This is a genomic window from Pseudomonas sp. R151218B TE3479 (genome assembly GCF_053629195.1).
In genome coordinates this window covers 622,020-647,161 of the sequence record NZ_JBRJHV010000001.1, presented here as the reverse complement: position 1 = coordinate 647,161, position 25,142 = coordinate 622,020, and the positions used below count along the sequence as shown (strand labels likewise).

At 63.4% G+C, this 25,142-nt stretch carries 24 protein-coding genes; 10 read left to right on the top strand and 14 right to left on the bottom strand.

Annotated features, from left to right (window positions below):
• The first annotated feature begins 44 nt into the window (after positions 1-44).
• Positions 45-992 carry an alpha/beta hydrolase gene (locus AB7M32_RS03015; RefSeq protein WP_454249053.1) on the top strand — a complete coding sequence of 316 codons (948 nt, stop codon included), beginning with the start codon at positions 45-47 and terminating at the stop codon, positions 990-992.
• A gap of 129 nt (positions 993-1,121) precedes the next feature.
• On the opposite strand, the gene AB7M32_RS03010 is transcribed toward AB7M32_RS03015, so the two are convergent.
• The gene (locus tag AB7M32_RS03010) at positions 1,122-1,865 is read right to left on the bottom strand and encodes a DUF2059 domain-containing protein (protein WP_072405939.1); all 744 of its coding nucleotides are present in this window, start codon (positions 1,863-1,865) and stop codon (positions 1,122-1,124) included.
• Positions 1,866-2,005: 140 nt separating this feature from the next.
• Between AB7M32_RS03010 and AB7M32_RS03005 the strand changes: the two genes are divergently transcribed.
• Both AB7M32_RS03005 and AB7M32_RS03000 read left to right on the top strand, forming a co-directional pair.
• Positions 2,006-2,638 carry a 2OG-Fe(II) oxygenase gene (locus tag AB7M32_RS03005; RefSeq protein ID WP_454249052.1) on the top strand — a complete coding sequence of 211 codons (633 nt, stop codon included), beginning with the start codon at positions 2,006-2,008 and terminating at the stop codon, positions 2,636-2,638.
• 2 nt (positions 2,639-2,640) lie between these two features.
• On the top strand, positions 2,641-3,132 hold the full coding sequence (locus AB7M32_RS03000; RefSeq protein ID WP_454249051.1) for a DUF523 domain-containing protein: 492 nt from the start codon (positions 2,641-2,643) through the stop codon (positions 3,130-3,132).
• A gap of 179 nt (positions 3,133-3,311) precedes the next feature.
• Here AB7M32_RS03000 and AB7M32_RS02995 read toward each other — a convergent pair whose 3' ends face one another.
• Both AB7M32_RS02995 and AB7M32_RS02990 read right to left on the bottom strand, forming a co-directional pair.
• A complete protein-coding gene (locus tag AB7M32_RS02995; RefSeq protein ID WP_454249050.1) occupies positions 3,312-4,685 on the bottom strand; it encodes a GTPase/DUF3482 domain-containing protein in 1,374 nt (457 codons plus the stop codon).
• The gene (locus tag AB7M32_RS02990) at positions 4,678-6,045 is read right to left on the bottom strand and encodes a DUF2868 domain-containing protein (RefSeq protein WP_454249049.1); all 1,368 of its coding nucleotides are present in this window, start codon (positions 6,043-6,045) and stop codon (positions 4,678-4,680) included. Before AB7M32_RS02990 ends, AB7M32_RS02995 begins: the two co-directional genes overlap by 8 nt.
• 86 nt (positions 6,046-6,131) lie before the next feature.
• Between AB7M32_RS02990 and AB7M32_RS02985 the strand changes: the two genes are divergently transcribed.
• Complete coding sequence (locus tag AB7M32_RS02985) at positions 6,132-6,644, top strand: dihydrofolate reductase (protein WP_454249048.1); 513 nt, start codon at positions 6,132-6,134, stop codon at positions 6,642-6,644.
• Positions 6,645-6,761: 117 nt separating this feature from the next.
• On the opposite strand, the gene AB7M32_RS02980 is transcribed toward AB7M32_RS02985, so the two are convergent.
• Positions 6,762-8,153 carry an L-cystine transporter gene (locus AB7M32_RS02980; protein ID WP_454249047.1) on the bottom strand — a complete coding sequence of 464 codons (1,392 nt, stop codon included), beginning with the start codon at positions 8,151-8,153 and terminating at the stop codon, positions 6,762-6,764.
• Positions 8,154-8,395: 242 nt separating this feature from the next.
• On the opposite strand from AB7M32_RS02980, the gene AB7M32_RS02975 reads away from it, so the two are divergent.
• Entirely contained in the window at positions 8,396-9,451 is a 1,056-nt protein-coding gene (locus AB7M32_RS02975) for an HAD family hydrolase (protein WP_072405932.1), read from the top strand.
• A gap of 188 nt (positions 9,452-9,639) precedes the next feature.
• On the opposite strand, the gene ilvD is transcribed toward AB7M32_RS02975, so the two are convergent.
• From ilvD to AB7M32_RS02955, 4 genes are all read right to left on the bottom strand, one after another.
• Complete coding sequence (ilvD, locus tag AB7M32_RS02970; RefSeq protein WP_053126275.1) at positions 9,640-11,481, bottom strand: dihydroxy-acid dehydratase; 1,842 nt, start codon at positions 11,479-11,481, stop codon at positions 9,640-9,642.
• A gap of 268 nt (positions 11,482-11,749) precedes the next feature.
• Positions 11,750-12,955: an MFS transporter gene (locus AB7M32_RS02965; protein WP_454249046.1), complete on the bottom strand. Its 1,206-nt coding sequence runs from the start codon at positions 12,953-12,955 to the stop codon at positions 11,750-11,752.
• Between the two features lie 214 nt (positions 12,956-13,169).
• A complete protein-coding gene (locus tag AB7M32_RS02960; protein WP_003206543.1) occupies positions 13,170-14,366 on the bottom strand; it encodes a class I SAM-dependent rRNA methyltransferase in 1,197 nt (398 codons plus the stop codon).
• 193 nt (positions 14,367-14,559) lie between these two features.
• A complete protein-coding gene (locus tag AB7M32_RS02955; RefSeq protein WP_454249045.1) occupies positions 14,560-15,099 on the bottom strand; it encodes a type 1 glutamine amidotransferase domain-containing protein in 540 nt (179 codons plus the stop codon).
• A gap of 233 nt (positions 15,100-15,332) precedes the next feature.
• Here AB7M32_RS02955 and AB7M32_RS02950 point away from each other — a divergent pair, with 233 nt between their 5' ends.
• From AB7M32_RS02950 to AB7M32_RS02940, 3 genes are read left to right on the top strand one after another with little or no spacing between them, the layout of a single operon-like run.
• On the top strand, positions 15,333-16,148 hold the full coding sequence (locus AB7M32_RS02950) for an HDOD domain-containing protein (protein ID WP_454252091.1): 816 nt from the start codon (positions 15,333-15,335) through the stop codon (positions 16,146-16,148).
• A 30-nt stretch (positions 16,149-16,178) separates the two neighbouring features.
• Entirely contained in the window at positions 16,179-16,991 is an 813-nt protein-coding gene (gene mutM, locus AB7M32_RS02945; protein WP_454249044.1) for a bifunctional DNA-formamidopyrimidine glycosylase/DNA-(apurinic or apyrimidinic site) lyase, read from the top strand.
• A 55-nt stretch (positions 16,992-17,046) separates the two neighbouring features.
• Entirely contained in the window at positions 17,047-17,367 is a 321-nt protein-coding gene (locus AB7M32_RS02940; RefSeq protein ID WP_060740179.1) for a hypothetical protein, read from the top strand.
• Positions 17,368-17,520: 153 nt separating this feature from the next.
• Here the strand turns inward: AB7M32_RS02940 and AB7M32_RS02935 are convergent, their stop codons facing one another.
• The 5 genes from AB7M32_RS02935 to AB7M32_RS02915 all read right to left on the bottom strand — a co-directional run bounded on the left by AB7M32_RS02935 (position 17,521) and on the right by AB7M32_RS02915 (position 22,249).
• On the bottom strand, positions 17,521-17,772 hold the full coding sequence (locus tag AB7M32_RS02935; protein ID WP_016489663.1) for a YfhL family 4Fe-4S dicluster ferredoxin: 252 nt from the start codon (positions 17,770-17,772) through the stop codon (positions 17,521-17,523).
• 133 nt (positions 17,773-17,905) lie between these two features.
• Positions 17,906-18,385: a pantetheine-phosphate adenylyltransferase gene (coaD, locus tag AB7M32_RS02930; protein ID WP_003177462.1), complete on the bottom strand. Its 480-nt coding sequence runs from the start codon at positions 18,383-18,385 to the stop codon at positions 17,906-17,908.
• A gap of 115 nt (positions 18,386-18,500) precedes the next feature.
• Complete coding sequence (locus tag AB7M32_RS02925) at positions 18,501-20,096, bottom strand: GMC family oxidoreductase N-terminal domain-containing protein (protein ID WP_454249043.1); 1,596 nt, start codon at positions 20,094-20,096, stop codon at positions 18,501-18,503.
• A 149-nt stretch (positions 20,097-20,245) separates the two neighbouring features.
• On the bottom strand, positions 20,246-20,791 hold the full coding sequence (locus tag AB7M32_RS02920) for a twin-arginine translocation pathway signal protein (protein ID WP_454249042.1): 546 nt from the start codon (positions 20,789-20,791) through the stop codon (positions 20,246-20,248).
• 27 nt (positions 20,792-20,818) lie between these two features.
• Positions 20,819-22,249, bottom strand: a complete 1,431-nt coding sequence (locus AB7M32_RS02915) for a coniferyl aldehyde dehydrogenase (RefSeq protein WP_454249041.1) — start codon at positions 22,247-22,249, stop codon at positions 20,819-20,821.
• 147 nt (positions 22,250-22,396) lie between these two features.
• Here AB7M32_RS02915 and AB7M32_RS02910 point away from each other — a divergent pair, with 147 nt between their 5' ends.
• Both AB7M32_RS02910 and AB7M32_RS02905 read left to right on the top strand, forming a co-directional pair.
• On the top strand, positions 22,397-23,068 hold the full coding sequence (locus AB7M32_RS02910) for a TetR/AcrR family transcriptional regulator (protein ID WP_072406112.1): 672 nt from the start codon (positions 22,397-22,399) through the stop codon (positions 23,066-23,068).
• Positions 23,069-23,101: 33 nt separating this feature from the next.
• Positions 23,102-23,956 (top strand): sulfurtransferase, encoded by an 855-nt coding sequence (locus tag AB7M32_RS02905; RefSeq protein ID WP_454249040.1) that lies wholly within the window; start codon positions 23,102-23,104, stop codon positions 23,954-23,956.
• Between the two features lie 160 nt (positions 23,957-24,116).
• Here the strand turns inward: AB7M32_RS02905 and AB7M32_RS02900 are convergent, their stop codons facing one another.
• Entirely contained in the window at positions 24,117-25,115 is a 999-nt protein-coding gene (locus AB7M32_RS02900) for a hydrolase (RefSeq protein WP_454249039.1), read from the bottom strand.
• Positions 25,116-25,142 lie beyond the last annotated feature (27 nt).

Below are 25,142 nucleotides of genomic sequence, written 5' to 3'. Positions count from 1 at the left end.
TGTAAAGTCTGTTTCGCGCGATGCGCCCATGCCTGGAAACCTTGATGCCTGCCACTTTCGACCCCGATCTCCTGCGTGCCAGCCTGCAACCGCTGGCCCAGTGGCAAGCCCTGTCCGAGCAAGCCCAGGCTTACCAGCGGTTCTACGGGCTGGATTTTCCCCAGCGCAATGTGCGCAAAGGGTTGGGGCGTTTCGAGGTGGGCGGGTATGAGCTGGTCAGCCAGGTCTGGTGGCCGGAAAAAGCCGTGGCGACGTTGTTTGTGTTCCACGGTTATTACGATCACATGGGGTTGTACCGGCACTTGATCGAGTGGGCCTTGGAGCAGAAGTTCGCGGTGATCGCCTGCGACCTGCCGGGCCATGGCCTGTCCAGCGGCGAACGCGCCAGCATCGAGGATTTCGCCGAGTACCAGGCCACCTTGCAGGGGCTGTTGGCCGAGGCCGCGACGCTGGACCTGCCGCAGCCCTGGCACCTGTGTGGGCAAAGCACCGGCGGGGCGATCGTAGTCGATCACGTGCTCAACCACGGCGCGCAGAGTCCGGCCCAGGGCCAGGTCATCCTGCTGTCACCCCTGGTACGGCCGCGAGCCTGGGGTTGGTCGCGCCTGAGTTATTACTTGCTCAAGCCGTTCGTGACCGGTATCGCCCGGCGTTTCAGCGAGAACTCCACCGACCCGCAGTTCCTGCCATTCCTGCAAGCCGACCCGCTGCAACCGCTGCGCCTGCCTACTGCCTGGGTGGGGGCATTGGCGCAATGGATCAAGCGTATCGAAGCCGCCCCCAGCAGCCCGCGCCAGCCGTTGATCGTGCAGGGGCAGGCGGACATGACGGTGGATTGGGCGCACAACCTGCAAGTGCTGCGTGGAAAGTTCGACCGACCGCAGGTGTTGATGCTGCCCGAAGGGCGGCATCATCTGGCCAATGAGGCCTTGGCGTTGCGGCAGGAGATGTTCGGGTTTCTGACCAAGCGGATGAGTCGGGTTCGGCGGTGACCGGGCCATTGCTATCGCGAGCAAGCTCGCTCCCACATTGGACTTTTGGTGCTCGCGAAACCTGAGTGCACTCAAGCCCCTTGTGGGAGCGAGCTTGCTCGCGATAGCAGTGCCTTGGACGCTGAAGATCTATTGCCCGAGCGTCTGCCCCACCGCCAACCCCGCCCGGATCGCCGCCAACGCCGCCTGGTAATAAGCCTGGCCCTCGGCCGATTCGGCGAAGGTGGCGAACTCTTCCAGCTCGGTATCCGACAAGTCACGGTAGACGTACAGCAACGTGTTGTTCAGGTCCGCGCCGATCTGTTCCATCAGTCGCTGGCGCTGGCCGTTGAGCATGCCTTGGGCCTGGCCGGCACCCAGCAGGCCGGGGATCATCGAGCTCAGGCTGTCGGCCGCCACGCCGGCGATCGCCAGGCTGACCTCGGCGCCAGCCTCGCGGGCGGGCAGGGCCTGGGCCAGGTGGCCGATGATCAACAGGCGGTTGTCGCTGGCTTGCATCTTCGGCAGGCCCTTGGCGTTTTTCGCCAATTGATCGCGCCGGGTCGCCAGCAACTCGGCCGCCACGACCTTGCGGCCCAGGGGCGACTGGAAAAAGGCCAGGGCCGGGTTCGGGTCTCGAAGCTTGCTGCGTAATTGCGCCTCGGCTCGCTGGTCCATGGCCTGGGGGGCGAAACGTTGATTGCTGTTGTTGACCAGCGCCTGGAACACCGCCGGTGGCAGGCTGCTCTGATAGCGCTGCTGGGCGGCGCTCAAGGCATCATTGAAATGCGCCCGCTGTTCCGGCCAGCCGGCGACCTTGTACAACTGGTCGTAGCTGTCTGCCCAGGCGGGCAACACGCAGAACATCAACAGTGAGAAAAGCAAACGGCGCATAGGGACTCCTGTCAGCAGCCGACTATTCTCCGTGGGGTGTGGGGTCTTGTCGAGAATTCGTATCAAGTTCGTACAGTGGTGCTATCCGACGCAGCGAACCTGCTGCGTGGCGCTGTCGGTTTTGCAGGCACAGGCATACTATGCGCGCCATGCAAATACCTTCTGATCACCCACTGCTGTTACGTATCGTCGACGACCTGGCCGAGCGCGGCTGGTCGCAGCAGAACCTCTTCCTGCCGGACGCGCTGACCCGTGCCCTGGCGGCCGAATGCCGCCAGCGTGCCGCCGAAGGTGAGCTGGCTCCGGCAGCGGTCGGGCGCGGGCCGTTCTCGGAGATTCGCGAAGGGATTCGGGGGGATCGCATCCAATGGATCGAGCCCGGCCAGGCACCAGCCTGCGACCGTTATCTGGGGGTGATGGACAGCCTGCGCGAGGCGATGAATCGCGGGCTGTTCCTGGGGCTGGAGGATTTCGAAAGCCATTTCGCCCTGTACCCGCCTGGTGCGTTCTACCTCAAACACGTCGACCGCTTCCGCGATGACGACCGACGCGCGGTGTCTGCGGTGCTCTACCTCAACGACGATTGGCTGCCGGAGCACGGCGGCCAGTTGCGGATGTATCTGGAGGATGGCGTGGAGCGTGACGTGGTGCCCGTCGGTGGTTGCCTGGTGGTGTTCCTGTCGGGAGACATCCCCCATGAAGTACTGCCGGCCACCCGGGATCGCCTGTCCTTGACGGGGTGGTTCCGACGCCGCGGCAACGAGTTGTTCTGACGATGGAAAAGATCCTGGTCAGTCGCTGCCTGCTCGGCCATCGCGTGCGCTATGACGGCGGTGCCAGCGGGCCGTACGATCAACTCCGGCAATGGCTCGACGAAGGCCGGATCGTGGCGGTGTGCCCGGAAGTCGCCGGCGGCCTGCCCACGCCCCGGGCGGCGGCGGAGATTCCTGGGGGGCAGGGTGGGCAAGTGCTCGACGGCCACGCAGCAGTGATCACTACCGACGGTGAAGATGTCAGTGCGCAGTTTTTGTCTGGCGCGTATCAAGCGCTGGAACAGGTGCGTGAACACGGCATCCGTATCGCCGTGCTCAAGGCCAACAGCCCGTCGTGCGGCAATCTGCTGTCCTATGACGGGACGTTCAGCGGTGTGAAGGTCAGTGGCGAAGGCGTGACGGCAGCGTTGCTCAAGCGCCATGGGGTGCAGGTGTTCAGTGAGCTGGAATTGCCTGAAGCGGTGGCGATCCTCAAGGCCTTGAACAACGATTGATGGATTGCTTTTGTGGCGAGGGAGCTTGCTCCCGCTGGGCCACGGAGTGGCCCCGAAATGCTGAAACGCGGTAGGCCTGACACACCAAGGTGTCAGGTTTTGGGGTTGCTTCGCAACCCAGCGGGAGCAAGCTCCCTCGCCACAGGGTTCTGTGTACTTGGCACAAGGTTTTGTGTCGTTCAGAGCTCCTCGGCCAACTGCTCGATCAGCTCCTGCCGTTCCACCTGGCTCAACCGCGCACGAGGGTTCAGCGACGACCACTGAGGATGCGCCCGGGCCTTGTTCAGGGCGTCGGGCAGCTTGCCTTCGCGCCAGGTCTTGTCTTGGGGGGCGGCGATGCGGATGCTGTCCATCGCCGCGTGGCCGCGCAGGTTGAGGGCTTGCAGCAATTGTCGTTGGCGCAGGGCCAGCAGGCGCAGCACGCCATCGTCCACCGTCAGTTCCCGTTGCCCCTTGAGCTTGCCCATCAGCCGGTTGCCATAGCTGCGGGCGGTTTGCAGGGTGCCGCCGACAATGGCCCCGGCCAGGGCAGCGGCACCGAGGGTCAGGCCACCCACCAGCAAATCCACGCCGGCACCGGCCGCCGCGCCTGCCGCGATTCCGCCGCCGACGCGTACGCCCAGCTGCTTGAGGGTTTCGGGGTTGAACAAATCATCGCCCCAGCGTCCGTCGAGCAGCGGCAGGTCGCTGGCGGCAGCGTCCTGGGAGCGGAACGCGTAGAGCTTGAGCAGGGCCTCGACGCAGCGCTGTTCGCGCTGACGCACCGCGTTGCGCAGCTCGCTGATGGCCTCGCGTTCCAGCTCGGCATCACTGGCCACGCTGCGTCGGCAGGCGGCGCAGTCGATCAGCAATTCGGCAATCAAGCGCGCCGCGCTCTGCTGGCGGGCCAGGCGTTGGGCCTGTTGATCGGCGACCAGTCGTTCCAGTTGCCCGCGGGCGCTTTCCAGCAACAACGCGAGGCTTTCATACAGGCGCCGCTCGCCGTCCTCGGGCGGGGCGACGCTGTCGAAGCGCACCAGGGCGTGCAACCCCAATCGCGCCAGGGCTTCGCGCCAGTCGGGCTCGCGATGGTGGGTGCTGCTGACGAAATTCAACACCGGCAGCAGCGGTTTGCCACAACTGGCGAGGACTTCCAATTCATCGCGGTACTTGGCCAGCACCGGCTCACGGGCATCTATCACATACAGCCCGGCGTCGCTGGCGAGCAGTTGCCGCAGCACCTTGGCTTCCTGTTCGAAGCGTTGCCGTGCCTCGCTGCCTTCTAGGAAGCGAGCCAGGCGCGCCGGGCCGTCCAGGCGTTCGCCAGGGCGCTCCAGGCGCTCGAGATAATCGAGCAGGGCGATGGCGTCTTCCAGGCCCGGTGTGTCGTACAGCTCCAGCAGCGCTTCGCCGTCCACCGACAGGCGCGCACCCTCGACATGCCGGGTGGTGCTCGGACGATGGGACACCTCGCCGAAGCCGACGTCCCGAGTCAAAGTCCGCAGCAGCGAAGTCTTGCCCACGTTGGTGTGGCCGACCACGGCCAGCTTCAACGGCTTCATGGCTTCAGTCATGGCCGGTCTCCAGCCAGTTCAAGGGCATGCAGTCGGCGAAGGGCAGTTGCAACTGCTGCAGCGCGTTGTGCCAGTCACCCAGGCGTTCGGCGTCCAGCGCTTCACCGGGTGGCGCTTGCAACAGCCAGACGCGGGTGGCGCTGGCGCTGCGGGCCAGCTCGGCGATCAGCGCCAGGCTGCCCCGGTCTGGTGAACGGCGTGGGTCACAGGCAATGGCCAGGCGTGCGGGCGGAAAGCGCGACAGTTGCTCCAGGAGTTTGTGGCGCGACTCACGGCTGTCGAGGATGCCGGCGCTCTTCACGGTTTCGGGCAGTTTGGGCGGCCAGGGCCGATTGTCCAGTTCGATCGCCACCAGCAGCGCGCCGTCGCTGTCCATCGCGCCGACGGCACTTTCGATGGAGTGTAACTGCGTGGGTGCGGCGTCGTTGACGCCCAGGCGTTCGCTGCTGGGCATCAGCCGTTCACGCAATTGGGCGTAGCCCGGCAGGTTCAAATCCAGGCGCAATGTGGCGCGACCGCGTCGCCAGCGCCACAGACACAGCAACGCCAGGCCCAGGCGCGGCAGCACGCCATAGACCAGCAGCACGCCGACCAGCCAGGCGGCCCAGGCCTGGCGGGCGCTCTCGATGGCCAGGGCGCCGTCGCCGCTGGCGCGGATCATGTCCACGGACGGCACACTGAAGCCCAACAGGGCAGGCAACGCACCGAGGCCTCGGGTCATGGCGACGAAGGTCTCGCTGCCGAGGAGGGTGGTTTCCCAGACAAAGCCATAGCGCCGGGTCGCCAACAGCATCAGTACGATGACCAGCGCGCTGAGCATCGCCAGCAGCCACAAGCCATTGACCAGCGCACCGAGGGCCCAGCGATTGAGCTTGTGCCGTTGCAGCAACAGCAGCAGGGCCGGTGCCAGTTGGGCGGCCTTGGCATCGCGGGCGAGTTTTTCGCTGAGCCACAGCCACAGGCGCCCCAGCGCGGCACCTTGCTCGCCCGCGAAGATCAGTCCCAGGACCCAACCGACGAGCAGGATCAGGTTCAGCCCCAGAAGACTGCCCAGGGCCCAGAACACATTGACCGGTGTTTGCCCATCGCCGAGCGCGGCGAACCCGAGGCCGGCGCCGCTGATGATGGCGAGCACCGCCAGCACGATCAGCGCCAGGCGTGCCCCTTGCAGCCAATGGCGCAGGGCTCGGGTAAGGCCATCGCGCTCGGCCAGCCAGCGGGCGCGGTGGCGGATGCGGGTGGAAAGATCGCCGCCTGCCGCGCGGGCCAGGCGATTGGCTTCCTGGTCCTCGAGCGGGCCGGCGTGTTCTTCACGCAGGCGGATCGTCTCGGTCAACCAGAGGTTCTGCAGTGCTGTCACGGGGGCTTCCGTTGCTCGAATGAGGGTTGAGCATAACCGCTGTGATGCCTGTCGGGGTACGCCGGGCCTCTGGTATCCTCGCGGCCATGAACAAAACTCTCCCCTTAAGCCTGATCGCAGCCCTCGGTGAAAACCGCGTGATCGGCGTCGACAACAGCATGCCCTGGCACCTGCCGGGGGATTTCAAATACTTCAAGGCCACCACCTTGGGCAAGCCGATCATCATGGGGCGCAAGACCTGGGATTCCCTCGGCCGACCGCTGCCCGGGCGCCTGAACATCGTAGTCAGTCGTCAGCCGGACCTGATTCTGGAAGGCGCGGAGGTTTTTTCCACGCTGGAGGCTGCGGTGGAGCGGGCCGAGGCCTGGGCCTTGGAGCAGGGCGTCGATGAGCTGATGTTGATCGGCGGCGCTCAGCTGTACGCCCAGGCCCTGGCGCAGGCGGATCGGCTGTACCTGACCCGCGTGGCGCTGAGCCCGGAGGGGGATGCCTGGTTTCCGGAATTTGATTCGAGCCAGTGGGCGTTGGTCTCGAACCAGCCGAACCCGGCTGAAGGGGACAAGCCGGCCTACAGCTTCGAAGTGTGGGAAAAGCTTTAAAAGCATCGCGAGCAAGCTCGCTCCCACGCGGGTTTCTGGTGAGCGCACGCTCTGCGATCACCGCCGACCCTGTGGGAGCGAGCTTGCTCGCGATAGCGATCGATCAGGTGCCACCCATCAAGCCTGCACCAACTCCCCATGCTCCTCGGCGCCCAGCAACGCCTTGTCAGTCTGTTGCATCACCTGGCTGGTAATCGCCCCGGCGGTGATCGAGCCACTGACGTTCAACGCCGTACGGCCCATGTCGATCAGTGGTTCGACGGAAATCAGCAAGGCGACCAGTGCGACCGGCAAGCCCATGGCCGGCAGCACGATCAGCGCGGCGAACGTCGCGCCGCCACCGACCCCGGCCACCCCGGCTGAACTCAACGTCACGATCGCCACCAGCGTTGCGATCCACACCGGATCCAGCGGGTTGATGCCCACGGTCGGCGCGACCATCACCGCCAGCATGGCCGGATAAAGGCCGGCGCAACCGTTCTGGCCGATGGTGGCGCCGAACGAGGCGCTGAAGCTGGCAATCGCCCGTGGGATGCCGAGACGGCTGGTCTGGGCTTCGATGCTCAACGGGATGGTGGCCGCGCTGGAGCGGCTGGTGAAGGCGAAGGTCAGCACCGGCCAGATCTTGCGGAAGAAGCGCAGCGGGTTGATCCCGGCAGCGGACACCAACAGGCCATGGACCACGAACATCAGGCCCAGCCCGAGGTACGACACCACGACAAAACTGCCGAGCTTGATGATGTCCTGCAGGTTGGAACCGGCCACCACCTTGGTCATCAGCGCCAGCACACCGTACGGCGTCAGCTTCATCACCAGGCGCACCAGGCGCGTCACCCAGCTTTGCAGGATGTCGATGGCGTTGATTACTTTCTGGCCTTTCTCCACGTCATCCTTGAGCAACTGCAACGCCGCGACACCGAGGAACGCGGCGAAGATCACCACACTGATGATCGACGTCGGCTTGGCCCGCGCCAGGTCGGCAAAGGGGTTCTGCGGAATGAACGAAAGCAGCAATTGCGGGATGTTCAGGTCGGCGACCTTGCCGGCGTAGTCGCTCTGGATCACTTGCAGGCGCGCCAGTTCCTGGGGCCCGGCCACCAGGCCTTCGGCGGCGAGGCCGAACAGGTTGGTCAGGCCGATGCCGATCAGCGCGGCGATGGCGGTGGTGAACAGCAGCGTGCCAATGGTCAGGAAGCTGATCTTGCCCAGGGACGAGGCGTTGTGCAGGCGGGCCACGGCGCTGAGGATCGAGGCGAAGACCAGCGGGATCACGATCATTTGCAGCAATTGCACGTAGCCGTTGCCCACCAGGTCGAACCAGCCGATCGAGGCCTTGAGGACCGGGTTGCCGGCGCCATAAATCGTGTGCAGGGCGATGCCGAACACCACGCCCAGCACCAGTGCCAGCAGCACTTTCTTGGCCAGGCTCCAGGTACTGTGACGGGTTTGCGCCAGGCCGAACAGCAAGGCGAGGAATACCAGCAGATTGAGGATCAGCGGCAGATTCATCAAAAGAGCTCCATCAGACTTGTGCCAGTCGCCTAAAGCCGCGACTGCGAACCGGGGAGCCTAACAGCCTGATAACTAATGAATTAATACTAAAAAAGCATGTAGATTGTCGTTTATGGAATAAGGCAATGACGTTTACGGATACGCGGCTGGCGTGATCACGATGTAAGCGGTCGCCCATAGGCGAGGACTGTCACAAGCATTTGTTAGCGTCGGATTCTTTGAACCCGGGAGAAATGCCGATGAAGCTCGCACCTCGTTTTCTCGCTGTCGCCTTGAGTCTTGGCCTAGCCGGCCAGGTGCTCGCCACCGAACTCAAGCACTGGCCGGCGGAACAGGCCAAGGCCCTGGACGCGATGATCGCGGCCAATGCCAACAAGGGTAACTACGCGGTGTTCGACATGGACAACACCAGTTATCGCTACGACCTTGAGGAGTCGTTGTTGCCGTTCATGGAAAACAAGGGCCTCATCACCCGGGAAAGCCTGGACCCGTCCTTGAAGCTGATGCCGTTCAAGGACACGGCCGACCACAAGGAAAGCCTGTTCAGTTACTACTACCGCCTGTGCGAAGTGGACGACATGGTCTGCTACCCGTGGGTGGCCCAGGTGTTCTCGGGCTTCACGCTCAAGGAGCTCAAGGGCTATGTCGATGAGCTGATGGCGTCCGGCAAGCCGGTGCCGACCACCTATTACGATGGCGACAAGGTGGTCCAGTACAACGTCAATCCGCCGAAAATCTTCACCGGCCAGGCCGAGCTGTACAACAAGCTGATGGAAAACGGCATCGAGGTCTATGTCATGACCGCCGCTTCCGAAGAGCTGGTGCGCATGGTCGCCTCGGACCCGAAATACGGCTACAACCTCAAGCCGCAGAACGTGATCGGCGTGACCACATTGCTCAAGGATCGCAAGACCGGCGAACTGACCACCGCCCGCAAACAGATCACCGCGGGTAAATATGACGAGAAGGCCAACCTCGGCTTGGAGTACACGCCTTACCTGTGGACCCCGGCGACCTGGATGGCTGGCAAGCACGCGGCGATCCTGACATACATCGACGAATGGAAAAAACCGGTGCTGGTGGCTGGCGACACGCCGAGCAGTGACGGCTACATGCTGTTTCACGATGTGGACGTGGCCAAGGGCGGCATCCACCTGTGGGTCAACCGCAAGGACAAGTACATGACTCAGATCAACGGCATGATGGCCAAGCACGCCGCGGCCCAGGCCAAGGAGGGGCTACCGGTGACGGCGGACAAGAACTGGGTGATCGTCAAGCCGGAAGATATCCAGTAAGCCCCACCCCCTGTGGGAGCGAGCTTGCTCGCGATGGCTTCGGATCAGTAGCATCCTTGTTGGCTGACACACCGCCATCGCGAGCAAGCTCGCTCCCACATTCGATTGTCGTGTTCTCAGGATTTGCGTTCATCGCCAAAAAAAAGCCCCGCACTTGGCGGGGCATTTTTTATTGCGACGAACGACGCTTACAGGCCGTCAAGCATCGCCTTGTTACGCACCGCACCCTTGTCGGCGCTGGTGGCGAGCAGGGCGTAGGCCTTGAGGGCCGTGGTGACTTTGCGCGGACGCACTTCCACCGGCTTCCAGCCCTTGTTGTCCTGTTCGATGCGGCGCCCGGCCAGTTCTTCGTCGCTGATCAACAGGTTGATCGAGCGGTTCGGAATGTCGATCAGGACCTTGTCGCCATCGCGCACCAGGCCGATGGCACCGCCAGCCGCCGCTTCCGGCGAAGCATGGCCGATGGACAGGCCCGAGGTGCCGCCGGAGAACCGGCCATCGGTCAGCAAGGCGCAGGCTTTGCCCAGGCCTTTGGACTTCAGGTAGGACGTCGGGTAGAGCATTTCCTGCATGCCCGGGCCGCCTTTCGGACCTTCGTAGCGAATGATCACGATGTCGCCGGCCTTCACTTCGTCGGCGAGGATGCCGCGCACCGCGCTGTCCTGGCTTTCGAAAATCTTGGCGTTGCCTTCGAACACATGGATCGACTCGTCGACGCCGGCGGTTTTCACCACGCAGCCATCCAGGGCGATGTTGCCGTAGAGCACGGCCAGGCCGCCCTCCTGGGAGTACGCGTGCTCGACGCTACGGATGCAGCCGTTTTCACGGTCGTCGTCCAGCGTCTCCCAGCGGGTCGACTGGCTGAACGCGGTTTGCGTCGGAATGCCCGCCGGACCGGCCTTGAAGAAGTGATGCACGGCCTCGTCGGTGGTCTGGGTGATGTCCCACTTGGCGATGGCCTCGGCCATGCTCTTGCTGTGCACGGTCGGCAGGTCGGTGTGCAACAGGCCGCCACGGGCCAGGGAGCCGAGGATGCTGAAGATCCCGCCGGCACGGTGCACATCCTCCATGTGGTACTTCTGGATGTTCGGCGCGACCTTGCACAGTTGCGGCACGTGACGGGACAGGCGGTCGATGTCGCGCAGGTCGAAATCGATCTCGGCTTCCTGGGCGGCGGCCAGCAAGTGCAGGATGGTGTTGGTGGAACCGCCCATGGCGATGTCCAGGGTCATGGCGTTCTCGAACGCCTTGAAGTTGGCGATGTTGCGCGGCAACACCGACTCGTCGTTTTCGCCGTAGTAGCGCTTGCACAGCTCGACGATGGTCCGGCCGGCCTGCAGGAACAATTGCTCGCGATCGCTGTGGGTGGCCAGGGTCGAACCGTTGCCCGGCAGGGCCAGGCCCAGGGCTTCGGTCAGGCAGTTCATCGAGTTGGCGGTGAACATGCCGGAGCACGAACCGCAGGTCGGGCAGGCGCTGCGCTCGTATTCGGCAACCTTCTCGTCAGAGGCGCTGGAGTCGGCGGCGATCACCATGGCGTCGACCAGGTCCAGGCCGTGACTGGCGAGCTTGGTCTTGCCGGCTTCCATCGGGCCACCGGAGACGAAGATCACCGGGATGTTCAGGCGCAGGGCGGCCATGAGCATGCCCGGGGTGATCTTGTCGCAGTTGGAGATGCACACGATGGCGTCGGCGCAGTGGGCGTTGACCATGTATTCGACGGAGTCGGCGATGATTTCGCGGCTCGGCAGCGAATAGAGCATGCCGTCGTGGCCCATGGCGATGCCGTCGTCCACGGCGATGGTGTTGAATTCCTTGGCAACGCCGCCGACGCGTTCGATTTCCCGGGCAACCAGTTGGCCGAGGTCCTTGAGGTGGACGTGGCCGGGTACGAACTGGGTGAAGGAGTTGGCAATGGCGATGATCGGCTTCTTGAAGTCGTCATCCTTCATCCCCGTGGCGCGCCACAAGGCACGGGCGCCGGCCATGTTGCGGCCATGGGTGGATGTTTTCGAGCGGTAATCAGGCATGGAGCACTCCGGGCGGCTAATCAGGTACTTATCAGGTATCAATGGGGAAGTGAGCTTCTGTCGACGTCTGGAGCACCCGGGTTTGGCCGTGTGTCCGGAAGTGGCCGATGACTTTGCAGGATCGCTGCGCGCCTCGGCATGAGCTCATAAACCCGCCGGGGATGAATGGCGATGAATGCCACGATTCTACACCGCTGACGCCAGGATGAAATGACGCAAAGCGCTGATCGGGCGCTAATGTCGTGCACGGGATGACGACTGGCAGGGTTCAGCCGGCCAACAGCCCCCTGTCACGCTGCCGGACCAGGGCATTGAGCACCATCCCCAGCAGGCTGAGCAGGACCAGGCACAGGGCCAGGGTGAGCTGCAAGTCCAGCGGGGTGAGGCTGATCGCGGCGCTGGTCAGCCCGCCGACAATGAAGATCAGCACGCTGCCGGCGGAGGCGGATGTGCCGGCCCGCTCGGGAAATCTGTTCATGGCTTGGGTGTGGGCGGCTGCGCGGGCAATGGTCGTTCCGGTGGTGCACACGATCATGGGCAGTAACAGGGTGGTGACTGACAGGCCCAGTTGATTGGCAAGCCCCAGCATCAGCAGGCCTGCGGTGAGGATCAGGGCCAGCCCGGTGATGATTTGCGTCTGTGGATCGATTCGATTGCTCAGCACGGACGCTACCGCGCCCCCGCCGATGTAGGCCAGCCCATAGCCCAGCAGCGCCAGGGAAAAAGCCTCGGAGGAGAGGCGCAACTGATCGATCAGGACCAGCGGCGAGATGACGATGAACGAAAAATGGCAGGAAAAAGCCAGCGCCGAGGTTAACCAATAGGCCATGAAGCTGAAGTCGCCGCAGACCTTTCGATAGGATGCGATGAAGTCCAGGCGCCTGGGTCGGCTGTCTGCCACAGTGCGTTGAAGTAAACGACTGGCGCTGATGAATGCACCGATTGCCAGGGCAATGAACACCAGGAAGCTGCCTCGCCAGCCCATCCAGCTTTGCAGCCCGGTGCCGGCCAGGGGCGAAACGGAAATGAAGATCCCCCCGCAGGTGACCAGAAAGATTCGCAGGCGCTGCTGTTCCCGACCAGTGAACAGGTCTTGGATCAGCGCTTGGGACAGTACGAAGCAACCGCATCCCAAGGCCTGGACGACACGCGAGAACAAAAAGGCCCCGTAACCGTCGGCGAGCACGCAACCGGCGGCTCCCACGGCGGAAACGGCGATCCCGATAAGCAACAGGTTTTTTCGTCCCATGACGTCGGAAAGCGGGCCGACCAGCAGTTGAGAAAGGGCAATCCCTATCGCGAACAGGCTGACAGACAGGGCAATGTCCGTGGATGAGCGTTCAAAATGCTCGGACAGGGCGGGAAACGAGGGCAACACGACATCGATGGGAAAGACGCCGAGCAGGGTCAGCGTCAGCAACAAGCCGACGGTGGCTGGTTTGCGGACAGCCAGGCGATTTTGCGGATCAGTCATTGACGAGGTCCAAGGCGTACCTGAGGGGCGCTTTCAATCCTAATGCGTCATGCCCGCCGGGCGCGGGGAGATTGAGTAGGAAGGCTCTGGTAATTGCGTGGGAGTTCTCCTGCGGACTTATTCAGGCGTGCAAAAAAAATCGCAGCCGAGGCCGCGATCAGAATGCGATTCGAGTGCGCGGGGCACAGCGCTGCGGCACTGGCCCCGCCCGGCCTCAGCTGTTGGGTAACAACCGGCAGGTGATGCTCTTGATATAGCGGGTCTCGGCGATGGCCGGGTGTACCGGGTGGTCTGGCCCCTGGCCGCCGCGTTCGAGCAGTTGGATGTTGCGGTCCAGATGGCGGGCGCTGGTCAGCAGGATGTTTTGCAGGTCGTCTTCGGGCAGGTGCATCGAGCACGACGCGCTGACCAGGATGCCGTCCTTGCTGAGCAGGCGCATGGCTTGCTCGTTGAGACGGCGATAGGCGCCTTCGCCGTTCTTCAGGTCTTTCTTGCGCTTGATGAAGGCCGGTGGGTCGGCCACGATCACGTCGAAACGTTCTTCGCTGGCCTTGAGCTCTTTCAGGGCCTCGAATACGTCGCCTTCGATGCAGGTCAGCTTCTCGGCGAAGCCGTTCAACGCGGCGTTGCGCTCGACACCGTCGAGGGCGAAGGCCGAGGCATCGACGCAGAATACTTCACTGGCGCCGAACGCCGCGGCTTGCACGCCCCAGCCGCCGATGTAGCTGAACAGGTCCAACACGCGCTTGCCCTTGGCGTACGGGGCCAGGCGTGCGCGGTTCATGCGGTGATCGTAGAACCAGCCGGTTTTCTGGCCTTCCATGACCGGCGCTTCGAACTTCACGCCGTTCTCTTCCAGGGCCACCCATTCCGGCACCAGGCCGAACACGGTCTCGACGTAGCGGTTCAGGCCCTCGGCGTCACGGGCCGCGGAGTCGTTCTTGAACAGGATGCCGCTGGGCTTGAGCACCTGGGTCAGGGCGGCGATCACATCGTCCTTGTGGGCTTCCATGGTGGCCGAGGCGATCTGCACCACCAGGATGTCGCCGAAACGGTCGACCACCAGGCCTGGCAACAGGTCGGAGTCACCGTAGACCAGGCGATAGAACGGCTTGTCAAACAGTCGCTCGCGCAGGGACAACGCCACGTTGAGGCGATGCACCAGCAGGGACTTGTCCAGCGGCAGCTTCACGTCACGGGACAGCAGCCGGGCGCAGATCAGGTTGTTGGGGCTCATCGCAACGATGCCCAACGGCTTGCCGCCGGCGGCTTCGAGGATGGCCTGGTCGCCGGCCTTGAAGCCGTGCAAGGGCGTGGCGGCCACATCGATTTCGTTGCTGTAGACCCACAGGTGGCCGGCGCGCAGGCGACGGTCGGCGTTGGCTTTGAGGCGCAGGCTAGGCAGGGACATGACGTCGCTCCGGAAAAAAGAGCGGGAGTATACCGTGTTGCAACCTTGGCGGGGCTTGCGCTGGACATGTGGCGATGTAGGAGCTGACGAGTGCAACGAGGCTGCGATCTTTCCCCGGACAATTTGATTCCCAAGCGAAAGATCAAAAGATCGCAGGCTTCGCCAGCTCCTACAGAACAGAGCGTCCCAGGCTTCAGGCGGACAACGCGCTGAGCAACTCGCGGTTGAACGCCGGGATGTCATCGGGCTGGCGACTGCTGATCAACGTGCCGTCCTTGACCACTTCTTGGTCGACCCAGTTCGCGCCAGCGTTGACCAGGTCATCCTTGAGGGTCTTGTAGCTGGTCATGGTCTTGCCCTTGACCAGCCCGCTCGACACCAGCAACCAGCCGCCATGGCAAATCACCGCAATGGGCTTGCCCGCCGCTTCGAAGCCCTTGACCAGTTGCTGGGCGTCGGGGTCGATACGGATGGTGTCGGAATTCTGCACGCCACCGGGCAGCACCACGGCGTCGTACTGCTCGACATTGGCGGCCTTGAAGGTCAGGTCGATCGGGAAGTCATCGGCCGGTTGGTCATGGTTCCAGCCTTTGACCTGGCCTTCGCGGGCCGAAACGATGTCCACTTTGACGCCGGCCTGTTCCAGCGCCTGCTGGGGGCCGGTCAGCTCGGCCTGTTCAAAGCCGTCGGTCACCAGGATGGCGACACGTTTGTTGTTCAGGAAACCAGACATGAAAAAATCTCCTCAAGCTGAGTGGTCGGGCTGCCGACTCAAGCCTGTATGCAGGCTTGGCTGTCGGCCCTGTAAAGTCCGAAGCCGATGCCTGAGGGAAAGTTCCGCCGATCTACCCGGCGGTGTATCGGATCCATCTTTAAGGGTTAGAATCCCCGCCTGACCCAGAGTGTGTACTCATGTCCAAAGAGCTTTCCGCCGAACAGATCCAACAATCCCTGCAAGGGATCAGTGTGCCGCCCCAGCCGCAGATCATGGTGGATCTGCAGATGGAGCAGTACATGCCCGACCCGGACCTGGAGACCATCGCCAAGTTGATCTCCCAGGACCCGGGTCTCTCGGGAGCCTTGCTCAAGATCGTCAACTCGCCGTATTACGGCCTGCGCAACAAGATCACCTCGATCCAGCGCGCGGTGAACCTGCTGGGCAGCCGTTCGATCATCAACCTGATCAATGCGCAGTCGATCAAGGGCGAGTTGCACGACGACGCCATCGTGACCCTGAACCGCTTCTGGGATACGGCCCAGGACGTGGCGATGACCTGCCTGACGCTGGCCAAGCGCGTCGGCCTGGAGAACGGTGACGAAGCCTATGCCTTGGGATTGTTCCACGACTGCGGCGTGCCGTTGATGCTCAAGCAGTTCCCCAACTACATGAGCGTGCTGGAGGAGGCCTACGCCAGTGCCAGCGCCGAGTGCCGGGTGGTGGATACCGAGAACCGCGTGTTCAACACCAACCATGCGGTGGTCGGTTACTACACCTCCAAGTCCTGGCGCCTGCCGGATCATGTCAGCCAGGCGATCGCCAACCACCACAACGCCCTGGCGGTCTTCAGCGACGAGTCTTCACGCAACAACAGCCAGCTGAAAAACCTGCTGGCGATCCTGAAGATGTCCGAGAACATCTGTGCGTCCCACCGGGTGCTCGGCAACCAGGCCGAAGACCACGAGTGGGATAGCGTCGGGAGCCTGGTGCTCGACTACATCGGTTTGTCGGAATACGACTTCCAGACCCAGAAACAGGAAATTCGCGACCTCGCCTCTCGTTGAGTGCGTGGCGTCGCCTGACGCGAGAACCTCATGCCAGAACTGCCGGAAGTCGAAACCACCCGTCGCGGCATTGCGCCCCATCTTGAAGGCCAGCGGGTCAGTCGCGTGGTGGTCCGTGACCGCCGCCTGCGCTGGCCGATCCCGGAAGATCTCGACGTGCGGCTTTCGGGCCAGCGCATCGTGCAGGTGGAGCGGCGGGCCAAGTACCTGCTGATCAATGCCGAGGTCGGTACGTTGATCAGCCATCTGGGCATGTCCGGTAACTTGCGCCTGGTGGAGGTTGGCATGCCCGCCCTCAAGCATGAGCACGTGGATATCGAGCTGGAGTCCGGCCTGGCCTTGCGTTACACCGACCCTCGGCGCTTCGGCGCGATGCTCTGGAGCCTCGACCCGCTCAATCACGAGCTATTGATTCGCCTTGGCCCCGAGCCACTGACCGACCTGTTCGATGGCGAACGGCTGTTCCAGCTTTCGCGGGGGCGTTCCATGGCGGTCAAGCCGTTCATCATGGACAACGCGGTGGTGGTGGGCGTGGGCAATATCTATGCGACCGAGGCGCTGTTCGCCGCCGGGATCGACCCGCGCCGGGCCGCCGGAGGCATTTCCCGGGCGCGTTACCTGAAGCTGGCGATCGAGATCAAGCGCATCCTCGCCCATGCTATCGAGCGCGGCGGCACTACGTTGCGGGATTTCATCGGTGGGGACGGCCAGCCTGGCTATTTCCAGCAGGAGCTGTTCGTCTACGGCCGGGGCGGGGAGCTGTGCAAGATCTGTGGCACGGGACTGCGGGAAATCCGCCTGGGCCAGCGCGCCAGTGTCTGGTGCCCACGCTGCCAGAGCTGATTCGTCCGACGGTCTATAGTCAGTAGTCATATTGATTTAGCCGAAGGATCGCCCGATGAAACCGCTTCGACCTGTCGTTCTAGCGTTGCTGCTGAGTGTCGGTTTGCCTGCCCTGGCAAACAGCGGCAGCGGCGACCCACGCTACACCATCCAGAATCCGCCGGCCTTCGCCATGCTCGGTGACCTGCTGATCGCCCGCCCGCTGCTGCTCGCCGCTACGGTGATCGGGGCTGGGGCATTCGTGGTGTCGTTGCCCTTTACCGCGCTGGGCGGTGGGGTCGGCGATGCGGGGAAGGCGTTGGTGGTGGACCCGGCCAGGGCCACGTTCGTGCGGTGCCTGGGGTGTGTGGGGGAGGGGTTTGAGCGGCAGGAGTGAGGCAGGCAACTGAATCTTGGTGCTGCTGATGGCCTCATCGCGAGCAAGCTCGCTCCCACAGGGGTCTGCTGTGGTTACACCATTCGTGCCTGAAGCAAAGCTCCTGTGGGAGCGAGCTTGCTCGCGATGGGGCCTGAGGGGCCGCCCAAAAGCTCAATCCTTGCCAGTAATCCTGCGATATTTCGCCATCAACTGTTCTTCAGTCTCCGGATGAGCCTCGTCCAGCGGGATGCAATCCACCGGGCAAACCTGCTGGCACTGGGGTTCGTCGTAGTGGCCGACGCACTGGGTGCACAGGTTCGGGTCGATGACGTAGATCTCCTCGCCTTGGGAAATGGCCTCGTTCGGGCATTCGGGTTCGCAGACGTCGCAATTGATGCAGTCGTCGGTGATGATCAGGGACATGCAGGCTCCTGCCGGGGCGTTGGGCCCGGGCATCTGAAAACGTATGGGCGCAATTGTGCCGCATTGGCGAGCGCAGTGCACGCGGGCGCGATGGACTGCGTTGCGCTGCGAGGTGGCTCGCAGCGCCTGCCGGTCATTTCTTGAAGCGCAGGGTCAGCGCATCGGCCACGGCCGGATGGACAAACTTGGTGATATCACCGCCCAACGCTGCGATTTCCCGTACCAGGGTCGAGGAAATGAAGGAGTAGCGCTCCGACGGCGTCAGGAACAGGCTCTCGACGTCCGGTGCCAATTGGCGGTTCATGTTGGCCAGTTGGAACTCGTACTCGAAGTCCGAGACCGCACGCAGGCCGCGCAGGAACACATTGGCGTTCTTTTCCTTGGCGAAGTGGGCCAAAAGCGTCGAGAAGCCGACCACTTCCACGTTGGGCAGGTGCTTGGTGACCTCGCGGGCCAGTTCCACACGTTGCTCCAGCGGGAACAGCGGGTTCTTCTTCGGGCTGGCGGCGACGGCAATGATCACGTGGTCGAACAGGCGCGCGGCGCGTTCGACCAGATCGCCATGGCCCTTGGTAATAGGGTCGAAGGTACCTGGGTACAACACTCGGTTCATCGCGTCGTCCTGGCGGGAGTCCGTTGGGGAGTCGGATGGTATCGCAGCCTTCTCGGTCGGCCAAGTCGGCTGTTGGATAAGAAAGCACTATAGACGTTGCGAATAATCCGGATATTCATGGGTTTTTCAGGCGTTCGGCCAGGGCTGTCGCCAATTGTGCGGTCAGCCCGTACACCGATAATTGCGGGTTGGCGCCGATGCTGGTGGGGAACAGCGAGCCGTCATGGATCGACAGGTTGCCCAGTTGATGATGGCGCCCCAGGCTGTCGGTGACGGCGGTTTTCGGGTCTTCACCCATGGCGCAGCCACCCATTACGTGGGCGCTGCCCAGGCGCGTGCGGTACAAGGCCAGGTCGAGCCCGTCGATCAGCGTGCGGGCCTCGGCCAGGGTCTTCACGTAGCGGGCGTCGCTGTGCAGGGGCATCACCGCCTTGGCGCCACCGGCGAATTGTATTTCGGCCATGCTGTGGAAGGCCCGGCGCAAGCCGTCCCAGGTATACGGCGAAACGGGGTAGTCGAGCACGGGCGCGCCATCGCTGCGCAACTCGACGCGGCCGCCGGGGCTGTCCGGGTGAAAACCGTCGCGCAGCAGCGCGAGCATGGCATGGGTGTGAGGCAGCCGGGACATGTGCAAGGCGTTCTCGGGGCCGAACCCGCCCAATAGCGTGGCGGCGAGCGCCGGGTGCAAGGGCGGGACTTCGAGCTTGTAGGACATCTTGCCGGTGGTTCCGTCCTGCCATTGGAAGTGATCCGAATAAATCGATTGCGGCGCACCGTAGAACGGGTTGATGACCTCGTCGAATTGCCCGGCGGACATGTTTACCAGGTGTAGGAAGGTACGTTTGCCCACACATTCGTACGGGTCTGGCGCAGCGGAGCGCAACAGCAGGCCGGGGCTGTTGATGCCGCCGCCCGCCAGCACGTAGTGCCGTGCCTTGACGGTGATGCGCCGCCCGCTGGGCGCTACGCAACGCTCATCCATGGCCTGGCACTCGAGGCCGACCACGGCATCATTCCTGATCGTCAGACGCTCGGCCCGCGCCAGGTAAAGCAGCGCGCCACCCTTGTCCAGTGTGGCCGGGATGGTGGTGACCAGCATCGACTGCTTGGCGTTGGTCGGGCAGCCCATGCCGCAATAGCCCAAGTTCCAGCAGCCGCGGACGTTGCGCGGGATGACGTGCCAGGCGTAGCCCAATTGTTCGCAGCCTTTGCGGATCACATCGTTGTTGGCGTTGGGCGGAACCCGCCACGGCGCCACGCCCAGGCGTTGTTCCATCTGCGCAAACCAGGGCGCCATTTCAGCACGGCCGTGGCCCTTGACGTTGTGCTCGGCGGCCCAGTGATCGAGGGTCTGGTCGGGCGTGCGGAAGCTGGAGGTCCAATTGATCAGCGTCGTGCCACCGACGGCCCGGCCTTGGAGAATGGTGATGGCGCCGTCCTTGCTCATGCGTCCGAGGCCTTCCTGGTACAGGCTGCTGTAGGCCTGGTCTTCGAGCAGCTTGAAGTCATGACTGGTCTTGAGCGGCCCTTCCTCGATCAACAACACCCGGTAGCCGGCAGCACTGAGGATTTCCGCCGTGGTGCCGCCACCGGCACCGCTGCCGACGATGGCCACGTCGGCTTCCAGCGTCAGGTCCTCGGTCAATTGCGCGCCGTTGTAGGTGGTCCAGCCACGGGCCAGGCCTTCGCGGAAGGGATCGGGTACGGGCATGTTCTGGGCTCTCTTATTGTTTTGAGGTTGCGATAGACCTCTTGTGGGAGCGAGCTTGCTCGCGATAGCGGTATGTCAGTCAATCGATCGGTGGCTGATGTGACGCTATCGCGAGCAAGCCCGCTCCCACAGCGGGTGGTTCTGGTTGGTCAAACCGTTGGCGGCCCCGGATACCCGCAATGCGCCCAGGCTTCGGATTGGGTGTACCAGGCCATCATCACCAATTGCAGCAACGAGCAGTGACCTTGCCGCAGCAGATCCAGCGAGCTGTTTTCCCACCGCGCGAGGAACTGGCGGATGTCATCGGCGCTAGCGTTTTCCCACGCCCCCCAGACCCCGGTCAGTGGCCCGCGGGTAACGCCCAGCGTGAGCACATCGAACAACTGGTGCGTGAGCTTGAGCATGGCGGGGGACAGGTGGGCCAGGCTTCTGTCCAGGCTGCCCAGGGTCGCGTCGATGGCGGCAGGGATCTGCCCGACGGCCACTGCGCCGTCCAGCATCACAGGGATGACGGCGCGTAAAAACGCCAGGTCGCTGTCGCGCAAGGCCGCCAGGCCGGCGGCCGGCTGGCTTGACGAGCAACCGCTCAGGCTGGCGCCCAGCCCGACGGTGGCCAGGAAGGCGCTGGCGCCGAGGCTGAATTTCAGCAGGCCGCGCCGTGACAGCGCGGGGGTATCAGTGAGGCTGGCGTTCATGATTGTGATTACCCGGGCAGGCACGCGTCAGCGGACAAACAGCTTCTGAATCAGTTTTTGCAAGGGCTTGCCGTAGGGCGGATAAACCAGCTTCGCCGCGTTGAATCGCTGTTTGGTCAGCACGCCCTTGGCCTTGCTGAAGGTCAGGAAGCCCTCATGCCCGTGGTAATGCCCCATTCCCGATGGCCCGATGCCGCCGAACGGCATGTCATCCTGGGCGACATGCAACAATGTGTCGTTCAGGCAGACGCCGCCGGAATGGGTTTCGTGGAGCACGCGCTGTTGTTCGGTCTTGTTGTAGCCGAAGTAGTAGAGCGCCAGCGGGCGGGGTCGCTGATTGATGTAGGCAAATGCCTGGTCCAAATGGTCATAAGGCACGATGGGCAGCAGCGGGCCGAAGATCTCGTCTTGCATGACGGTCATCTCATCGTTGACGTTGAGCAGCAGACTGTGGGCCATGCGGCGGCCCTGGCCTTGCTCGAACAGCTCGATCAGCAACGCGCCCTTGCCGGTGGCGTCGCTGATGTAGCCATTGAGCCGCGCCACTTGTCGTTCGTTGATGATGGCGGTGTAGTCCGGATTGTCCGCCAGGGTCGGATAAAACCTGCGCACCGCCTCGCGATACGCCTCGACGAACTCGCCGACGCGGTTCTGCGGCACCAGCACATAGTCCGGGGCGACACAGGTTTGCCCGGCATTCAGGGTTTTGCCGAAGGCAATGCGTTCGGCGGCGTCCTTGATGGGGACATCGACCGACACGATGGCCGGCGATTTCCCACCCAGCTCCAGGGTGATCGGGGTCAGGTTTTCGGCAGCGGCCCGCATGACATGCTTGCCGATGCTGGTGGCGCCGGTGAACAACAGGTGATCGAAGGGCAACTTGGAAAACGCCATGCCGACCTCCGCCTCGCCGAGCACCACGCACACCAGGTCCTGGGGGAAGACCCGGGCGAGCAATTGCTTGAGCAGCAAGCCAGTCGCCGGTGTCGATTCGCTGAGCTTGAGCATCACCCGATTGCCCGCCGCCAATGCCCCGACCAGCGGTCCGATGGCCAGAAACAGCGGGTAGTTCCACGGCACGATGACCCCGACCACGCCCAACGGCTGGTACACCACTTTGGCCGACGCGGGCTGGAAGGCCATGCCCACCTTGCGTCGGGAGGGTTTCATCCAGCCCTGGAGGTGCCGCCTGGCGTAATGAATGCCGTGCAGGCTGGGCATCAGCTCGGCCAACAGTGTTTCGTCGGCGCTGCGGTGGCTGAAATCCTGGCTGATGGCGTCGATCAAGGCTTGTCGTTCGTTGCTCAATACCTCGCGCAGTGCCTTGAGCCATTGCCGGCGCTGCTCGACCGGTGGCATTGGGTGGGCAGCGTAGGCCTGGCGCTGGGCATCGAAGAGCGACCGCAGTTCGTCCAGTTGTTGTTGAGACTCGTGCAGGTAGGCAACGTCGGCAGGCATCGTCAGGCACCGGATGTTATTAGAATGAGGGTTTTCTAGAGCTTATACTCTAGAAAGTCAATGACATCCGTAACGGCTTTGGGTTTTTCCTGTGACCGATAGGTCGTAAGATGCCGATCAATGCCTTCGTCGATTAAAGCCCAAACCATGGCCCCACGAATGAAAACCAGCGAGCGCATCGTGCAAAACAGCCTCGAGCTGTTCAACCAACAGGGTGAGCGCAGCGTCAGCACCAATCACATCGCCGCCCACATGGACATGTCCCCGGGCAATCTCTATTACCACTTCCCCAACAAGCAGGCGATCATCGCCGTGCTGTTCAGTGAATACGAGGACCTGGTGGACAGCTTCCTGCGTCCGCCTCAGGGCCGGGCGGCCACGGTGGATGACAAGCGCTTCTACCTGCAGGAGCTGCTGGCGGCCATGTGGCGCTATCGCTTCCTGCACCGGGACCTGGAGCATCTGCTCGACAGCGATCCGGACCTTGCGGCCCGCTATCGTCGGTTTTCCCAGCGCTGTCTGATCCACGGCACCGCGATCTACGAAGGTTTCGTTGCCGCCGGCATCCTGAAGATGGACCGGGTGCAGATCGAGTCCCTGACCCTCAACGCCTGGATCATCCTCACGTCCTGGGTGCGGTTCCTGTGCACCACGCGGGAAAATTTCAGCCACCTGAGTGAGCAGGCCATCAAGCGCGGCGTCTATCAGGTGCTGGTGCTGGAAGCCGGTTTCGTGACCGATCAGGCCCGCGAAGCGGTGGATGCATTGTTCAAGGAATATTACGTCCCCCTGGCCCAGACCCTGGAGGAAGGGCAGTAGGATCGATCCCCGACTTAGCCACAGGAGCTCACCATGCCCATTGCGCAACTCATCAGCCCCGAAGCCCTCGAACAGCGGCGATCACGGCCCGGGCTGGTCATCCTCGACTGTCGTTTTGCCCTGGAAGACCCGGATTACGGTCAACGCAGTTATGCCGAGGGCCACATCGCCGGGGCATCGTTCGTGGACCTTGAGCGCGATCTGAGCGGGCCGGTGACCAAAGGTGTGACCGGGCGTCATCCGTTGCCCGAGCCCGAGGCTTTGATCGAGCGCCTCAGGGCTTGGGGGCTCGATAACGACAGCGACGTCGTGCTGTATGACGACGGCCCCGGCGCTTATGCCGCGCGGGCCTGGTGGTTGCTGGCCTGGCTGGGCAAGCGCGATGGCGTGTCCATCCTCGACGGTGGGCTCAAGGCCTGGCATGCCGCTGGCTTGCCTTTGAGCCTGGATCCGCCGCAGAACAGCCGCGGGACTTTCACGGGTGCGGCGGATGCGAGCTTGTTAATCAATGCGCAAGCGCTGCAACAACGCCTCGGTGAGACGGCCATGACCCTGCTGGATGCCCGGGCGTTGCCGCGCTTCAAGGGTGAAGTCGAGCCGATCGACCCGGTTGCTGGGCATATTCCGGGCGCCCAGTGCGCGGCGTTCACCGACAACCTGGGCGCTGATGGACGCTTCTTGCCGGCCGCCCAGCTCAAGCAACGCTTCGCCGAAAAACTGGGCGAGCGCTCGCCCACCGAACTGGTGGCGTACTGCGGCTCCGGCGTGACGGCGTGCCATAACCTGTTCGCCTTGTGCCTGGCAGGGTATCCCTTGGGAAGGCTGTATGCCGGCTCGTGGAGTGAATGGATCAATGATCCCCAGCGGGGCGTGGCGAAGGGCGAATAGCTCCCCCAAAAAAAACCAATGTGGGAGCGAGCTTGCTCGCGATGGCGGTGTACCGGGCAACTTCAATGTTGCTGCCACACCGCTATCGCGAGCAAGCTCGCTCCCACAGGGGATTGCTGGCGAACGCTGAACCGGTGAACCCCCCAACAGAGAATTTGTATCAGCCGCGCCTCAGGCTGGCCAACCAATCGGGAATCCGCCGCTCCAGGTAATACCCCGGGCGCCGCAGGGTTCCGTCGACAAACCCTACATGTCCGCCCCGGGCGTGCAGTTCAAGTTGGGTCGAGGTGGATAGCTCGCCGGGTTCGGGCAGGCTGTGGGGAAACACGAAAGGATCGTCGGCGGCCTGGATGACCAGGGTCGGCGTGCTGATGCCCGCCATGAAATAGCGGCTGGAGGCGCGGCGGTAGTAGTCCGCGGCATCGGAGAACCCGTGCAGCGGCGCGGTCACCCGGCCGTCAAAGTCCCAGAAGGTGCGCATGTTTTCCAGCGGGCCAAGCGCCGCCAGGGTCGCCAGGCCTTCGTGGTGTCCGTCGTGCTGGAACTGGCGTTGCTTGTTGCGCACATAGGCCACCATCTGTCGCATGAAGTGCGCCTGGTAGAACTTGGAAAACCCCTGGCCGATGCGATCGGCGCACTGGTCGAGGCGAAACGGTACCGAGACCGCCACCGCCCCTTGTAGCTGGCTGTCGCGGCCGGCTTCTCCCAAGTGCTTGAGCAACACATTGCCACCCAGGGAATAACCCACCGCAAACAGCGGCGCCAAGGGCCGCCTGGCGCGCAAGTGAGTAATGGCGGCGGCCAGGTCTTCGCTGACGCCCGAATGATAGCTGCGGGGCAACAGGTTCGGCTCGCCCGAGCAACCGCGCCAATTCAAGGCCGCGCTGGCCCAGCCCTGGCGACCCAGCGCCTGCTGCAACCCGGCCACGTAGGGCGAGTTGGAAGAGCCGGTCAGCCCGTGCAGCACCAGCACCAGGGGTGCCTCGGCGCTGTGGGGGCCGTGCCAGTCGAGGTCGAGGAAATCGCCGTCTTCCAGCCACAGGCGCTCGCGTTGACGCTCGATATGGGTGGTCTTGCGCCACAAGGGGCCCCACAAGGTTTGCAGGTGCGGGTTGCCAAGGCCCGGGGCAGGGACGAAACGTTCAGATGCGGCGGACATCATTATTATTCTCGATGCACGGTCAGC

What these genes read in the sequence shown, in the direction of transcription:
- AB7M32_RS03010 (WP_072405939.1), bottom strand. Translation starts at nt 1,865, where the DNA reads ATGCGCCGTTTGCTTTTCTCACTGTTGATGTTCTGCGTGTTGCCCGCC.
- AB7M32_RS02975 (WP_072405932.1), top strand. Translation starts at nt 8,396, where the DNA reads ATGAAGCTCGCACCTCGTTTTCTCGCTGTCGCCTTGAGTCTTGGCCTA.
- AB7M32_RS03015 (WP_454249053.1), top strand. Translation starts at nt 45, where the DNA reads ATGCCTGCCACTTTCGACCCCGATCTCCTGCGTGCCAGCCTGCAACCG.
- AB7M32_RS02935 (WP_016489663.1), bottom strand. Translation starts at nt 17,772, where the DNA reads ATGTCCCTGATCATCACCGACGACTGCATCAATTGCGACGTCTGCGAA.
- AB7M32_RS02920 (WP_454249042.1), bottom strand. Translation starts at nt 20,791, where the DNA reads ATGAACGCCAGCCTCACTGATACCCCCGCGCTGTCACGGCGCGGCCTG.
- coaD (WP_003177462.1), bottom strand. Translation starts at nt 18,385, where the DNA reads ATGAACCGAGTGTTGTACCCAGGTACCTTCGACCCTATTACCAAGGGC.
- AB7M32_RS02980 (WP_454249047.1), bottom strand. Translation starts at nt 8,153, where the DNA reads ATGAATCTGCCGCTGATCCTCAATCTGCTGGTATTCCTCGCCTTGCTG.
- AB7M32_RS02915 (WP_454249041.1), bottom strand. Translation starts at nt 22,249, where the DNA reads ATGCCTGCCGACGTTGCCTACCTGCACGAGTCTCAACAACAACTGGAC.
- AB7M32_RS02955 (WP_454249045.1), bottom strand. Translation starts at nt 15,099, where the DNA reads ATGTCTGGTTTCCTGAACAACAAACGTGTCGCCATCCTGGTGACCGAC.
- AB7M32_RS02905 (WP_454249040.1), top strand. Translation starts at nt 23,102, where the DNA reads ATGCCCATTGCGCAACTCATCAGCCCCGAAGCCCTCGAACAGCGGCGA.
- AB7M32_RS02925 (WP_454249043.1), bottom strand. Translation starts at nt 20,096, where the DNA reads ATGCCCGTACCCGATCCCTTCCGCGAAGGCCTGGCCCGTGGCTGGACC.
- AB7M32_RS02960 (WP_003206543.1), bottom strand. Translation starts at nt 14,366, where the DNA reads ATGTCCCTGCCTAGCCTGCGCCTCAAAGCCAACGCCGACCGTCGCCTG.
- AB7M32_RS03000 (WP_454249051.1), top strand. Translation starts at nt 2,641, where the DNA reads ATGGAAAAGATCCTGGTCAGTCGCTGCCTGCTCGGCCATCGCGTGCGC.
- AB7M32_RS02910 (WP_072406112.1), top strand. Translation starts at nt 22,397, where the DNA reads ATGGCCCCACGAATGAAAACCAGCGAGCGCATCGTGCAAAACAGCCTC.
- ilvD (WP_053126275.1), bottom strand. Translation starts at nt 11,481, where the DNA reads ATGCCTGATTACCGCTCGAAAACATCCACCCATGGCCGCAACATGGCC.
- AB7M32_RS03005 (WP_454249052.1), top strand. Translation starts at nt 2,006, where the DNA reads ATGCGCGCCATGCAAATACCTTCTGATCACCCACTGCTGTTACGTATC.
- AB7M32_RS02900 (WP_454249039.1), bottom strand. Translation starts at nt 25,115, where the DNA reads ATGTCCGCCGCATCTGAACGTTTCGTCCCTGCCCCGGGCCTTGGCAAC.
- AB7M32_RS02965 (WP_454249046.1), bottom strand. Translation starts at nt 12,955, where the DNA reads ATGACTGATCCGCAAAATCGCCTGGCTGTCCGCAAACCAGCCACCGTC.
- AB7M32_RS02940 (WP_060740179.1), top strand. Translation starts at nt 17,047, where the DNA reads ATGAAACCGCTTCGACCTGTCGTTCTAGCGTTGCTGCTGAGTGTCGGT.
- AB7M32_RS02995 (WP_454249050.1), bottom strand. Translation starts at nt 4,685, where the DNA reads ATGACTGAAGCCATGAAGCCGTTGAAGCTGGCCGTGGTCGGCCACACC.
- mutM (WP_454249044.1), top strand. Translation starts at nt 16,179, where the DNA reads ATGCCAGAACTGCCGGAAGTCGAAACCACCCGTCGCGGCATTGCGCCC.
- AB7M32_RS02985 (WP_454249048.1), top strand. Translation starts at nt 6,132, where the DNA reads ATGAACAAAACTCTCCCCTTAAGCCTGATCGCAGCCCTCGGTGAAAAC.